This window comes from Pseudomonas sp. SZ40, from assembly GCF_052958135.1.
Map to the genome: position 1 here is coordinate 14,652 of NZ_JBQWIF010000037.1, position 13,185 is coordinate 27,836.

11 protein-coding genes are annotated in these 13,185 nt (G+C 61.9%); 5 read left to right on the forward strand and 6 right to left on the reverse strand.

Annotated elements, in window-relative coordinates; genetic code table 11:
• Window positions 1-88 precede the first annotated feature (88 nt).
• Both ACT9T4_RS22060 and ACT9T4_RS22065 read left to right on the forward strand, forming a co-directional pair.
• A complete protein-coding gene (locus tag ACT9T4_RS22060; RefSeq protein WP_042552099.1) occupies window positions 89-574 on the forward strand; it encodes a hypothetical protein in 486 nt (161 codons plus the stop codon).
• Between the two features lie 149 nt (window positions 575-723).
• Window positions 724-1,167 carry an EF-hand domain-containing protein gene (locus ACT9T4_RS22065; protein ID WP_042552098.1) on the forward strand — a complete coding sequence of 148 codons (444 nt, stop codon included), beginning with the start codon at window positions 724-726 and terminating at the stop codon, window positions 1,165-1,167.
• A gap of 68 nt (window positions 1,168-1,235) precedes the next feature.
• Here ACT9T4_RS22065 and ACT9T4_RS22070 read toward each other — a convergent pair whose 3' ends face one another.
• Window positions 1,236-1,631: a winged helix-turn-helix transcriptional regulator gene (locus tag ACT9T4_RS22070; protein WP_042552121.1), complete on the reverse strand. Its 396-nt coding sequence runs from the start codon at window positions 1,629-1,631 to the stop codon at window positions 1,236-1,238.
• A 94-nt stretch (window positions 1,632-1,725) separates the two neighbouring features.
• Here ACT9T4_RS22070 and ACT9T4_RS22075 point away from each other — a divergent pair, with 94 nt between their 5' ends.
• Window positions 1,726-2,646, forward strand: a complete 921-nt coding sequence (locus ACT9T4_RS22075; protein WP_499118927.1) for an aromatic alcohol reductase — start codon at window positions 1,726-1,728, stop codon at window positions 2,644-2,646.
• 127 nt (window positions 2,647-2,773) lie between these two features.
• On the opposite strand, the gene ACT9T4_RS22080 is transcribed toward ACT9T4_RS22075, so the two are convergent.
• Together ACT9T4_RS22080 and ACT9T4_RS22085 are read right to left on the reverse strand one after the other, a co-directional pair.
• Window positions 2,774-3,391 (reverse strand): nitroreductase family protein, encoded by a 618-nt coding sequence (locus ACT9T4_RS22080; protein ID WP_499118929.1) that lies wholly within the window; start codon window positions 3,389-3,391, stop codon window positions 2,774-2,776.
• 85 nt (window positions 3,392-3,476) lie between these two features.
• Window positions 3,477-4,265, reverse strand: coding sequence for an SDR family NAD(P)-dependent oxidoreductase (locus ACT9T4_RS22085; protein ID WP_499118931.1), 789 nt, complete (start codon window positions 4,263-4,265; stop codon window positions 3,477-3,479).
• A 141-nt stretch (window positions 4,266-4,406) separates the two neighbouring features.
• On the opposite strand from ACT9T4_RS22085, the gene ACT9T4_RS22090 reads away from it, so the two are divergent.
• Window positions 4,407-5,291 (forward strand): LysR family transcriptional regulator, encoded by an 885-nt coding sequence (locus ACT9T4_RS22090; protein ID WP_499118933.1) that lies wholly within the window; start codon window positions 4,407-4,409, stop codon window positions 5,289-5,291.
• Window positions 5,292-5,367: 76 nt separating this feature from the next.
• Here the strand turns inward: ACT9T4_RS22090 and ACT9T4_RS22095 are convergent, their stop codons facing one another.
• Window positions 5,368-7,392, reverse strand: a complete 2,025-nt coding sequence (locus ACT9T4_RS22095) for a methyl-accepting chemotaxis protein (RefSeq protein WP_499118935.1) — start codon at window positions 7,390-7,392, stop codon at window positions 5,368-5,370.
• Between the two features lie 599 nt (window positions 7,393-7,991).
• Between ACT9T4_RS22095 and yghU the strand changes: the two genes are divergently transcribed.
• Window positions 7,992-8,837, forward strand: coding sequence for a glutathione-dependent disulfide-bond oxidoreductase (yghU, locus tag ACT9T4_RS22100; protein ID WP_499118937.1), 846 nt, complete (start codon window positions 7,992-7,994; stop codon window positions 8,835-8,837).
• Window positions 8,838-8,870: 33 nt separating this feature from the next.
• Here the strand turns inward: yghU and ACT9T4_RS22105 are convergent, their stop codons facing one another.
• Both ACT9T4_RS22105 and ACT9T4_RS22110 read right to left on the reverse strand, forming a co-directional pair.
• Complete coding sequence (locus ACT9T4_RS22105; protein ID WP_499118938.1) at window positions 8,871-12,485, reverse strand: transporter substrate-binding domain-containing protein; 3,615 nt, start codon at window positions 12,483-12,485, stop codon at window positions 8,871-8,873.
• 44 nt (window positions 12,486-12,529) lie between these two features.
• Window positions 12,530-13,156, reverse strand: a complete 627-nt coding sequence (locus ACT9T4_RS22110) for a response regulator transcription factor (protein WP_179537625.1) — start codon at window positions 13,154-13,156, stop codon at window positions 12,530-12,532.
• Window positions 13,157-13,185 lie beyond the last annotated feature (29 nt).

Consider the following 13,185-nt stretch of genomic DNA (forward strand, 5'->3'; position numbering starts at 1 on the left):
CAGGTCGATAGCGGCTGCCAGGTGCGCGGGAGACCGAATACAATGGGCGCCCGATTATCCTGGCTGCACGGACAAGGACCTCGCCCCCATGGCCTCCCCTGACAAACAGCAAAAACGCGCCCAGCGGGCCAAAGCCAAGGCCAAGCAGAACCGTATGGGCAAGCCGAAGCCCAATCTCCTGCACCCGGTTCTGGCCAACCCGCTGATCAACGAACCCTTCGATGATGTCGACATCGACCTGAGCACCTTCGATTTCAAGGATATTCAGGAGAACGGTTTCGACCCGGCACATTTCGATGATCTGTTCCAGGCCATGAAAATGGCCGAGGGCATCAGCTTGTTGGCAATGAGCCTGGTGTTCCTGCAATACCCGGTGCTGGAGCTGGTGATCGCCGAGGAAGAGGAAGACCCGGCAACCGACTTCATGATGGGGCTGCTGATCGTCTACCGCGCGATCTTTCACGATGAAGACGAAGACACGGCAGTGCAGTGGATCGGCAGCGATACGTTCCAGGCGGCCTACAACGAAGCCTCGATGATCCTGCAGAAGAGAAATGCCCGCGCCAGCACCTGACGGCGCAGGCGGCGTTATGCATCGCCAGCCAGGTCGACCCCACCGACTAGCACATGTGAGCTATGGAACATGAGCGCGGCCGCGGCTAGGGTGCCGAGCGAAGCGGCCCACCGTGCCGCCTTCTCATATCGACCTACAGGGAGTTCAACATGCCATCGCTTACCCGCACGCTCGCCAGCGGCCTGCTTCTAGCGCTCGCAGCCAGCAACGTGGCCGCAGCGGGGATCGACGAGATTTTCCGTGAGCAGGACAGCAACGGCGATGGCGCGCTATCCGTCGAGGAAGCTCGAGCCGCGGCGCCAGCGACCTTCCGCAGCATCGACCGCGATGGTGACGGTATCGTCACGGCAGAGGATATCGCGGCCTATACGGTCGCCGAGGGTGACCCTGACATGGTCTGGCCTGCCCAGGTGCTGGCGTCGGTGGCACAGGCAACGCTCGAGCTTTGGGATGGCAACCGCGACGGCAAGGTGACCGAGCAGGAGTACGCGCAAGCTGCAGTCGATCTGATGCTGCTCGCCGACACGGATGGCGACCGCCGGGTGACCCGTGAAGAGTTGCAGCGTTTTCGTGGCGAGCCGGTCACGCCTTGAGTGACCGGCGCCCACCTCGATCAGTCAGGCGCAGCAAACACCACCAGCGTCGATAAGCCCCGGCACGCTCACACCTGGTCGAATCGAACACGCGCTGCGCGAAAGTCTTCAGCGTGCTCCAGCAGCCAGGTCCACAGCGGCACCATGCGTACCAGAAAACTTCGCCCCAACGGGGTCAGCTCGTAATCGACACGTGGCGGCACCTCGCCGTGGTCGCAACGGGCGATCAATCCGTCCCGCTCAAGTTGTCGCAGGCTACGGGTCAGCATGCGCTGGGTAATACCCGCCAGGCGGCGACCGATTTCCGCGTGCCGCAGTTTTCCCTCTACCCCCAGTGTATGGACGATGCCCAGTGACCAGCGATTGCCCGCATGGGTCAGGACTTCGCGCTTGAGCCCGTCGTCCTCGTCACTCAGTGCGTCGCAGGTGGCTTGAGACAGGCGAATCACCTCTTCTTCGGTCATTGCGTTCATGCGGTATCACTCGTGTGCCTTCTTCTGAATGTTCGCCAATGGTGACAGGATAAAAACATCACTGACCATTCACTGCGAGTAACCGATGCAACCACAGTCTCCCGTTAAAACCGACAACATTCTCGTCCTCGGCGCCGGCGAACTCGGCATGGCCGTACTGCGCGAACTGGCCGCCCAGCCGGCAGCGCGGGTAACGGTCATGCTGCGAGCAGCCGCCCTCGACACCACCTCGCCAAGCAAACGCCAGACGCTCGAGGAACTCGACAACCTGGGCATCGAGGTCGTGTCGGCCGATGCCGCAAACGACGCCGAAGAGACGCTCGCCACCTTGTTCAGTGGTTTCGACACGCTGGTCAGTTGCCTGGGGTTCGCCGCCGGGCCAGGCATACAGCGCAAGCTGGCCAGGGCAGCGCTGATGTCGGATGTGAAGCGTTTTGTACCCTGGCAGTTCGGTGTGGATTACGACGTGATCGGCCGCGGCAGCCCGCAGAATCTGTTCGACGAACAGCTGGACGTGCGCCAACTGCTGCGCAGTCAGTCAAAGGTGCAATGGCTGATCATCTCCACCGGCATGTTCACCAGCTTTCTGTTCGAGCCGGCGTTCGGCGTGGTGGACCTGGATCAGAACACCGTGCGCGCGTTGGGCAGCTGGGAAACTGCCGTGACGGTCACCACGCCGGAAGACATCGGCCGTCTGACCGCTGCCATCCTGTTCGAACCGGAGCGGGTCGATCAGGTCGTCTTCACCGCGGGCGACACCCTCACCTACCGGCAACTGGCGGACACCGTCGATCGGCTACTCGACCGCCAGGTCCAGCGCGTGGAATGGACGCTGCCCGCACTCGAGGCCGAGCTGGCGGCAGCGCCAGACGACTCGTTGCGCAAGTACCGGGCGGTGTTCGCCGAAGGCAAGGGCGTCGCATGGCCAAAGGCGGACAGCTACAACGCACGAGCGAAGATCGATACCGTCGACGTCGCGCAATGGATCGAACGGCATTTGCGCTGATGCGTGATGCTGCGTACTCCAGCCAACTGCCGAGATTCGAACGCAAAACAGCTGCCACCTCACCTGGTGGTTTGGCTGCGGTTCAGGAGGCCGTTCAGCCAGGGCCAGGTTCTCCTTGAGCGGCACGTCAGACCAGGGTCAGCACGTCCTCGATTGGGCGCCGTGGTTTCTGCGGCCAGTTGCCGGGCAACGGGTGCCCTACCGTCAGCAGCATCACGGGTATTTCATCCTCGGCGAGGGAAAACGCCTGCGCCACCGCTTCGGCATCGAAGCCGATCATCGGCGAGGAACCCAGGCCCATCGCCTTGGCTGCATGGATCAAGGTACCCGCGCCGAAGGTGGCGGTGCGTATCGCTTCGTCACGCTGGCGCTGGGGTTGCTCGAAATACAGCCCCTTCGCCGCCGACTCCCAGAGCGGCAGCATGCTCTCGGGCATGAAGCCCGCCTCGACACTGGGCGTCAGCCGGCGCTCGAGGGAGCGATGGTCAGCGAGCTGCCCGCAGAGGATGAAGGTCACTGCAGCCTCGGTAACCTTGGCCTGATCCCAGGCCATAGCGCGCAGACGTGCCTTGGCCTCGGCGCTGCGCACAGCGATGAAGCGCCAGTTCTGCAGATTGAATGCGGTGGGCGCGGTAGTAGCCAGCCGAACCAGTTCCTGGATCTGGGCATCGTCGATGCAGCGCGAGGCGTCGAACAGGTTGATCGTCTGCCGTTCTTCGATTGCCTTGATGATCGATGTATTCATAACAAACTCCGGGCGAGACGGCGCCGCCCCGGATCGGGCAGCGTCGGTTCTTGATTGAAGTGAAGTGGAACGCGCTAGCTTGGCGTCAAACGATGCTGTCGACGACGCCACCATCCACGCGCAACGCCGCGCCAGTGGTGGCCGAAGCCTGCTCGGAGCTGACGTAGATGATCATGTTGGCAACCTCGTCCACGCTGGATGCACGGCGGATGATCGAGGAGCCGCGATGGGCAACGACGAAGTTCGCCGCTACTTTCTCCAGGCTCTCGCCCGAGCTTTCCACCGCTGGTTTGAGCATCTCGGCGACACCTTCCGATAGCGTGGGGCCGGGCAGCACGGAGTTGACCGTAACGCCAGTCCCCGCCAGGCGCTTGGCCAAGCCTCTGGCTATCGCCAGCTGTGCGGTTTTGCTGAAGCCGTAATGGATCATGTCAGCGGGAATGTTCAGGGCCGACTCCGATGAAACGAATACAATGCGGCCCCATTGGCGCTCCACCATCCCGGGCGCGTAGGCCCTGGAAATACGCACGCCTGACATCACGTTGGTTTCGAAGAAACGCTGCCACTCGCTGTCTGGTGTTTCGAAGAAATCCTGCGGGTTGAAGATGCCCAGGTTGTTGACCACCACATCGAAACTCGGATGTTCAGCCAGCAGTTGCTGGCAGGCTTCATCGTGACTCAGGTCGGCGGCGAAGCCTTTGGCGTTGGCCGCCAATGGCCCCAGCCGCTGCAGCGCGGACTGCACGCTCGCCTCGCTTCGACCATTGATGACCACCCGCGCGCCCGCCTCGAGAAAACCTTTAGCGGCGGCAAAGCCGATGCCGCTGGTGGAGCCGGTGACCAGAACATTGCGACCGGTAAAATCGATATTCATTGCTGAAACTCCTGATCTAGTTGATGGGCTCATGCTGGCGCATTTTTCCCCTCTCGATAACCGGGGCAGACTCAAGATGACTTTTCGAGATACTCGAACTATGGTCTTGCAGCATCTACCTTTCTTCGAGGCTCACAGGGATTGGACACTCTCGATGCACTACGCCTGTTCGTCAGCATCGCCGAAACAGGCAACCTGAGTGCCGCCGCCCGTCGAAACTCGGTAGCCAGCTCGACGGTCACCCTGGCCCTGCAGCAACTGGAGGAGCAGACAGGTACGCCACTGATCATCCGCTCCACACGCAAGCTGACGTTCACCCACGAGGGTGAACAGTTCCTGGCCAACGCCAGGCGACTGCTGATCGACTGGAGCAACTCCATCGACTCCATACGTCCGGAATGTTCGCTGAGAGGACCGATACGCATCACCGCAACCAGTGATTTCGGGCGCCTGAAACTGGCTCCCATCATTGACCGGTTCATGGAGCTGCACCCCGATATCCAGGTCACCTTGCTGTTGGGCGATGGAGTGGTCGACTTCATCGAAAACAACCTGGACATAGCCCTACGCAACGGCCCCTTGGTGGACTCGAACCTGGTGTCTCGGGGGCTGATTCGAAGCCAAAGAATCATCTGCGCGACACCTGGCTATTGGCAGTCCAGGGGCAAGCCGGAGCACCCCGAGCAATTGGTCGAGCACAACTGCTTACTGCTGCACCGCACGGGCGTGGCGTTCTCCACCTGGCCCTTCTTGGTCAACGGCAAGACCGCCTCGATCCGCGTCACCGGCAACCGCATCGCCAACGACGGTGGCGTGCTGCGTAGTTGGGCCATGCAGGGCTACGGAATCATGATCAAGAATCGTTGGGAGGTGCGCAGGGAGCTGGAAAGCGGCGAGCTGGAAACGGCTCTGGACGACTTCGCCCTGCCCCACGTCGATCTGTACGCCGTGACGGCGACCAGCAACCCAAGCCGCCGAGTGCGGGCAATGGTCGAGTTTCTTGCCGATCAGTTAGCGAACGATTAGCGGCCTGCTGCAAACAGTTGCTTGCACTGAGCAACCGCGGCAGGCCTAGATGCCGCGGAGCCCCGGAACGACCTGGTTAGATTTTGAACCGGGAGACTACCGTTCGCAGCTCGCCTGCCAGCTGCGAGAGCTCATCAGCGGTAAGGGCGTTCTCCTCTATCCCCTCGATCAACACGACGCTGCCATTACGGATTTCGGTAACGTTACGGTTGATGTCCTCCGCTACGGCATGCTGCTGCACGGCTGCGCTGGAAATCTGCGTATTCATGCCGACGATTCGCTCGACCTCATCGTTGATCGCTCCCAGGCTAGTTGATGCCTGATCGGCAGACAGCACACACTCCTGCGCTCTGTTTTTGCCCGTCTTCATTTGCTCCACGGCGGCCGACATCGCGAGCTGCAGCTCCTGGATGATTCGGCGGATCTCTTCGGTCGAGCCCTGCGTACGCGATGCCAGCGTTCGAACCTCATCGGCAACCACGGCAAAGCCACGCCCCTGCTCACCGGCACGGGCTGCTTCAATCGCTGCGTTCAAGGCCAGCAAGTTGGTTTGATCCGCGATATTGCGGATGACTTCAATGACCCCGCCGATTTCCTGACTGTGCACGGCAAGGGCCGAGACCTTTTGCGCGCTGAGATCGACCTCGCTGGCCAGGGCTTCGATGGTCATGCGGGTGCCCGCCATGACCTCAAGACCGTGGGCCGAAGCCTGACTCGCCTGTCCGGCCGCGCGCGCAGCACCCTCGGTGTTCTGTGCCACGTCGGCAACACTTGCGGTCATCTCGTTGATCGCGGTGGCGACTTGCTCGGTTTCCCCTTGCTGCGCGTTCATCGATTGCTTCGCACGATCGATGGACAGGCCCAGGCGCTGGGCTGCATCCGATACCATCTGCGAGCTTCGCTCGACCTGGGCCAGCGAAGTACCGAACGCCTGCACCATGTGATTGAGGCCCGTGCCCACATCCGCCATTTCATCCTTGCCCCGCACCTGAACGCGAGCAGTAAGATCGCCCTGGGCGATGAGACGCGTGGCACTCAACACGTCACCGATGGCTCTGCGCATCGAGCCGTAGATGCCGCAGAAGGCGTATACCAGCAGCAACCCCATGAAGATGAACATACCCAGGATGAAAAGCCTCTCGGCTTCCCGGTCATGAACCCTTCGATCCAGCGCGGCCAGCAGTTCGTCCTGGAGGACGTCCTGAGCCTTGTACAAGTCGGCTACCACGGCGTTGCCTTTGGCCGCCAAACCTTGGGTGCCATTCATGGTTTCACGCGTCGAGTCGAGCAGCATGTCGAGGTCGGCACGGAAGCCATCCAGCGCCTGAAGGGAGCTGGATACCGGCGACTGAATCTTGTCGGCTAGCGCGGGCTCTCTACGACGCAACAGGCCAAGGCTCTGCTGGAGATCCTGGCGGATCTGGCTTTCCTGCTTGAGTAGCGCGCTCAGCGAAGCGCGCGTGCCATCGGTCAAGGGCTGCCCCTCACGCAGGCCGCTAGCCAGACCACGAAGCTGGCCGACGACGTTGATCTGTCGCGGCAATCGCAAGGTGCTCTGATCGATCATGAACAGCGAGGCATAGTCTTCATCCAGCACCATTCCGGAAGTGGCGCTGACTAGATAGACGAAATTAAGTGTTTGGGAGAGCTGATCGTTCCAGGCATCGAACATCTGTGCCTGGTCGGGACTGCCTTTGGCCCGCTCGATCAGTTGCTGCACGCCCGAACGCAGGCGCTGTACGCGGTCGCCGGTTTCCAGAGTCGCGTTGAGCTGCCTGTCCGTGATTTCCAGTTTCGAGAACGCATCCTGCAGCTTCGTCTGGTTGGCCGCCAGGTCGGCCTGAGCCGTCTGATCACCGCTCAACAGTCGGTTGGTGAGCGCCCGTTGCAACATCGACAATCGAAGGACGGGGGTGACATCCATTAGATAGCGCTGACCGACCTGCTCGGCACGGATCCCATCGATGCTGTTGTTGAGCTGGTCGAGGACTCGTACGCCAAGCAGAGTCAAAGGAATCAGGACTATCACAGCGAGCAGTACGAATTTTGCCGGGAAACGGAGCCGGCTCGTTATATGTATGGCAGGAGCAAGAATGTTCATAAGGTTCTCAGAGCCCGAACGGGTCGATTTGAATGTTTTTGGGGTGAGAACAATCCGTTTCTCGGGGGTAACGTGGCTTCTGTGGCCACTTTGACGAGCCTCTTGTAAACGGCCGACCGCGAGAAATAGCCAAAAGCCATCACTCTGATATCACTGTGACATCTAACCCATAAATAAAGTTGCAACCAAAGATTGCTGGAGGCAGAACAGGCAAATGCGTAACGCAGCTACCGTGTTAGTGCACATGCCGCCTGGACTCGGTTTGCTTCATAAAAGCGCTCCACCAACGCTGGACGGGAGTCACTCGTCGAGACGTGTCGCGCCCGGCGAACGTAACCAAACATTTCATAAAATCTATCGGCGGCAATGCTCGTAACTTTACAAGCGCTGTAAACCATCACGCCGCCGTGCGAGCCGGGTGCGGCCGGGAAGCGCCTTTCGAGATAGGGTCACAGGCTGATCTGCGATCACCCGGCCCCTGGTAAGAAACATCAGTCGACTCGATGATCCACATGCATGAAACGCATTCGAATGCCGGGCGTAATCCGGATAGCCTTGGCGTCGAATGCATTGCTCATGACAGTGACAGGGAGGAATCGATGACCCAATCTACCTACGTACCGCCAAAGGTCTGGAAGCACCTCGAGGCTTCCGGTGGCCAGTTCTCCAGGATCAACCGGCCCGTTGCCGGCGCGACCCACGACAAGGAGCTGCCGGTCGGCAAGCACCCGCTGCAACTGTATTCGCTCGCCACGCCGAACGGTGTGAAGGTGACCATCCTGCTCGAGGAACTGCTCGCACTGGGCCACAGCGGTGCCGAGTACGATGCCTGGCTGATCCGCATCTCCGAAGGTGACCAATTCTCCAGCGGCTTCGTGGGGGTCAACCCCAACTCGAAGATTCCTGCACTGCTCGACCAGAGTACGGATACCCCCATCCGCGTGTTCGAGTCCGGCTCGATCCTGCTCTACCTGGCGGAAAAATTTGGCGCGTTCCTGCCGAAAGATCCAGCTGGCCGTACCGAAACCCTCAACTGGCTGTTCTGGCAAATGGGCTCGGCGCCCTACCTGGGTGGCGGCTTCGGGCACTTCTATGCCTATGCGCCGGAAAAGTTCGAGTACGCGATCAACCGCTTCACCATGGAGGCCAAGCGTCAGCTCGACGTGCTCAACCAGCGGCTCGCCGAGAACCGCTACCTGGCGGGCGACACCTACACCATCGCCGATATCGCCGTGTGGCCCTGGTACGGCGAGCTGGTGAGGAACAACGTGTATTCGGCGGCCGAATTCCTCGCCGCTCATGAATACCCGCACCTGCTGCGCTGGGCCGATGAAATTGCCAAACGCGACGCGGTCCAGCGTGGCAAGCGGGTCAACCGCACCTGGGGCGACGAAGCCGAGCAAGTGCCCGAGCGGCACCAGGCTTCGGATCTGGAAAAGGCCTGACAGACAGCGGTTTGCGACTGTGCCCTGAACTGATTACAGGGGGCCACCGCCCCCTGTAGCAGCGTGTCGCTCAAGCGCCCCGCACAACGATTGCATCTCGCTGGCCAGCGCCTGGATGGCCGGGTGCAAGGGTGCTTCGGCGGGCTCCAGTCGACAAGCGTTCTCCAGTGCTTCGCAGCGTTGCACCAGCGGCTGCGCGCTGACGATACGTGCGGCCCCCTTGATGCGATGCGCCAGCTCGGCCAGGGCATCGCGGTCCTCCGTGGCCGCCAGTTCCTGCAGCGTCCGTAGATCTTCGGTGGTGCTCGACCACAACTCGTCGAGCAAACGGCGGGCGAGCGCCGGATCCCCTCCGGTCAAGGTATCCAGAGCGCTCGGGTCGAAGGCTTCGGCGAAGCCCTGCTCCGCCTCTGCAGCACGGTCGATGGCGCGAATCGACGCAAGGCGCTCGCCCAGCGCGACCAGGCTGATCGGTTTGAACAGGCAGTCATTCATGCCGCTGTCGAGGCAACGCTGGCGCTCGTCCGGCTGAGCATTGGCGGTGTAACCGAGAATGCTGCAGGGCGGCAGACCCTGCGCCTGTTCTTCGCTGCGGATGGCGCGGGCCAACGCGTAGCCGCTCATCACCGGCATGTTGCAGTCGCTGATCAGCAGGTCGAAGTGTCCGCCGCTCCAGGCCGACAGCCCCGATGCGCCATCACTGGCCTCGCTGACCTCATGCCCGTAGAACGCCAATTGCTGGCAGAGCAGCAGACGGTTGGCGGCATGGTCATCGACCACCAGCACCCGTAGATGACTGCGCGCAGTTGGCACTTCCTCACGGACAGGTTGCGTGTCCAGCGCAGCGGGCTCCAGGGTGGCCAGGTTCAGCTCGACTTCGACCCTGGTGCCCTGGCCCGGTGTACTGCTCAATGTCAGCCTGCCGCCCATCATCTCGCACAGCGAGCGACAGATGACCAACCCCAGGCCTGCGCCGTGGCGGCTGCTCAGACCATTCTGGCGGGCCTGGGCGAACGGCTGGAACAGGCGTGCCTGATCGACGCTGGAAATGCCGATGCCGGTGTCCTCCACGAGCAACTGGACCGCTATGCGCTCCTCGCCAACGGCCTGACCGTGGATGTGCACGCTTACCAGACCAGCGTCGGTGAACTTGATGGCGTTGCTGATCAGGTTGGACAGCACCTGCTTGAAACGCAACGGGTCGATCAGCACCTCGCGGCTCACGCTGGCATCGATATCCAGCAGCAGGCCGATGTTCTTCTGCCGCGCCACGCCATCGAATACCCGGGCGACCGATTCCACCAGCACCCGCAGGTTGGCGCGCTCGGGAGCCAGGCCAAGACGCCCTGACTCGATGCGGGCGATGTCGAGGATGTCGCCGATCAGTGCCAGCATGTCCTTCGCCGATTCATAGGCGACCTCGATGGCCTGGCGATCGAGTTGGCCTTGCTCGGCATGCTTGAGAGCCAATTCCAGCATGCCGAGCACTGCACTCATCGGCGTGCGGATTTCGTGGCTCATGGTGGCGAGGAAGGTGCTCTTGATGCGATTGGCTTCATCGGCCCGCTCTCTGGCACTTTGCAGCTCTTCCAGCATGGCCTGGCGCTCGCTGATGTCCAGCCAGCCGCCGATGATGCCCTGCACGTCGCCATGGCTGTCCTGGTAGGGCAACAGCCAGTGATAGATGGTCAGCATGCGCGTGCCGATGCGCAGCTCGCGGTCCTGGATCAGCGCCAGCCCGTTATCCATGACCCAGCGATAATCATCCAGGTAGGTGTCGCCTTTGTCGGTATCCAGGCCGGCTGGCAGGCTGTCGGCGAGGGTCTTGCCGATCACGGCTTCGCGCTCGACGGCAAAGGCCTGCAGGTAGCTGTCGTTGCAGATCAACATGCGCCCGGCTCGGTCGCGCACATAGATGGGATGAGGCGTTCCGTTGATCAGCACCTCCATGAAACGCAACTGATCGGCCAGGTGCTGCTTGGCCAGCAGGCGCTGCTTGATCTGCCGGCGCAGGTAGAAATTCCATACCAGCGAGACCAGCAGCAGGAGCACGGCGACGGCGACTATCTGATAGATCAGGTCACGGTAGTCTCGCCAGGACTGGGTGGAGACCACGGCATTGGTACGCCAGCGGTTGTTGAGCGCATTGAGCTCGTCTGGCGGAATGTCGAGCAGCACCTTGTCGAGGATGCCTTGCAACTCGGTTTCGCTCCTGCGCACGGCGAAGGCAGCCTGGGAGGGTTTCAAGTCGATAGCGGCGGCAACGCGCAATTGCTCGTCGTACATGCGCCGGATGTAGTAGTTCGCGCTGCTCAGGGCATGTACGGTGGCGTCCGCCACACCGTCGCGGACCAGCGTGAACCCCTCCAGAGCGCTACCGGTCTGCAGCAGTTCGATCTGCGGGTAATTGCGGCGCAACTCGCCAAGCAGCGTGTGCCCCCTCGGGATCGCCAGCTTCCTGCCGTTAAGCGAGGCCAGGCCGTCCAACGCCTGCGCTTGCTTGCGGGTGACCAGAACGAAGGGGTTGACCAGATAAGGGCGACTGAAGCGCAGGTATTCCTCGCGCTCGGCGTCGGGCGTGGAATCAGCCAGCATATCCGCCTTGCCGTCGCGTACCGCCCGCAGCAGTTCGCCGATACCGACCTTGCGCTGAATATCGAACTTCAGCCCGCTGCGCAACTCGATCAGGGCCAGCAGATCGGCGGTGCTGCCGCGGTAGTGACCGTCGATGTCGACATAGGACAGCGGCGCCAGGCCACTGTCTACCGCCACCCGCACCACCGGATTGCGCGCCAGCCAGCGCTGCTCGGCCGCACTGAGGCGCAGGCCGCCGGTGTTCAGCGACTGCCCGCCGCTCCAGCGTTTCTGGATGCTCTGGCGCTGATCGAGGGGGATCGCTGCCAGAGCGGTATCGACGATCCGCCTGAGCACAAGGTCATCGGGGCGCAGTGCGAAGCCATAACCGATGGCTTCCGGCTGCCCCAGTTGGGCGATGCGCACGCTGTTGGAGTAGTTCTGCTGGATCAGGTACTGGGCCACGTTGGCGTTGCTGAACATGGCGTCGGCCTGGCCGAAGGCTACGGCTGCCATGGCCTGTTCCTCGGCAGCGTAGCGCTCGACGATGGCGCCCGGATAACGTGCCTCGATACGTGACAGCGGCAGGTAGTCGTAGCCCACGGCGAGTTTGCGGCCGGCGAGCGTCTGCGCCGTATGCGACTCGCCGATACGGCTGATCAGCACGGACTGGTCGTCGCAATAGGCGACGCTGAGGGCGACACCCGCCGTTTCCACCTCGAACTGGTTGGAGCTGCCCAGCAGGTCGATCTCCCCTGCGCTGAGGGCCTCCAGAGCCGCGGTTCGGTTGGGGTAACGCCGCACACTGATGCGGGTATCGAGCAGTTGCGCAATCAGGTCCGCGTAGTCGGCCGTCAGTCCTTCGTAGTCGCGACCACTGTCGCTGATGTCGAAGGGTGGGTAGTCCGGCGCCGAAACGCCCAGACGCAGCTCGTGCCTGAGGCGCAGCCAGCGCCAGTCGGCTTCGTCGAGCTGGATATCCTGCACTTCGGCCTGGGAACGCCCGAGCAGTTGCAAGGTGTCCGGCTGTACCTCGGCGGCGAGGGCAACCGCCCCGGCCACCCATAGGCACAAACCGCACAGCGCCCGACCGAGCCAGGTACACGACGCCCCGCTCGTCATGTCAGCCTGTTGCGTTTGGCAAATTCGATGAGTTCCACCAGCGACGTGGCGTTCAGTTTCTGCATCAGGCGTGTCTTGTAGGTGCTGATGGTCTTGTTGCTCAGCAGCATGCTGTCGCCAATCTGCTTGTTGCTCAGGCCGCTGGCCAGCTGTTGCAGCACCATCATTTCGCGGTCCGAGAGGCTGTCGATGCGTTCCTGGTCGTTGGCCAGGGCATCTCGGTGGCGAACCGTCGTCAGGGCGTCCTTGGGAAAGTAGCTATAACCGGCCAGCACCGCTTTCGCTGCGCCGAGCAGTTCGCCCAGGTCTTCCTGCTTGCAGACGAAACCAGCCGCCCCCGCCTGCAGGCAACGCAGCGCGAACAGGTTGCTGGGCTGGGCACTGAGTACCAGTACGCGCAGTGGCAGGCCAAGCGAATCCAGGCGGGCGATGACTTCCAGACCATCCAGCCGGGGGATGCCGATATCCAGCACCACCAGATCCGGGGCGAACTCACGAGCCAGTTGCAGAGCATCCACGCCATTGTCGGTTTCGCCGACGATCTGGAAACCATCGCGTTCCAGCAGCAGGCGAACTGCCAGGCGGATCACCGGATGGTCGTCGACGATGAGCACTGTTTTCATACGACCTCTCATTTATCCGCCAAGGCCCG

Excerpts from the sequence above, each read along its gene's own strand:
- ACT9T4_RS22060 (WP_042552099.1), top strand. The coding sequence starts at position 89 with ATGGCCTCCCCTGACAAACAGCAAAAACGCGCCCAGCGGGCCAAAGCC.
- ACT9T4_RS22065 (WP_042552098.1), top strand. The coding sequence starts at position 724 with ATGCCATCGCTTACCCGCACGCTCGCCAGCGGCCTGCTTCTAGCGCTC.
- ACT9T4_RS22070 (WP_042552121.1), bottom strand. The coding sequence starts at position 1,631 with ATGACCGAAGAAGAGGTGATTCGCCTGTCTCAAGCCACCTGCGACGCA.
- ACT9T4_RS22075 (WP_499118927.1), top strand. The coding sequence starts at position 1,726 with ATGCAACCACAGTCTCCCGTTAAAACCGACAACATTCTCGTCCTCGGC.
- ACT9T4_RS22080 (WP_499118929.1), bottom strand. The coding sequence starts at position 3,391 with ATGAATACATCGATCATCAAGGCAATCGAAGAACGGCAGACGATCAAC.
- ACT9T4_RS22085 (WP_499118931.1), bottom strand. The coding sequence starts at position 4,265 with ATGAATATCGATTTTACCGGTCGCAATGTTCTGGTCACCGGCTCCACC.
- ACT9T4_RS22095 (WP_499118935.1), bottom strand. The coding sequence starts at position 7,392 with ATGAACATTCTTGCTCCTGCCATACATATAACGAGCCGGCTCCGTTTC.
- yghU (WP_499118937.1), top strand. The coding sequence starts at position 7,992 with ATGACCCAATCTACCTACGTACCGCCAAAGGTCTGGAAGCACCTCGAG.
- ACT9T4_RS22110 (WP_179537625.1), bottom strand. The coding sequence starts at position 13,156 with ATGAAAACAGTGCTCATCGTCGACGACCATCCGGTGATCCGCCTGGCA.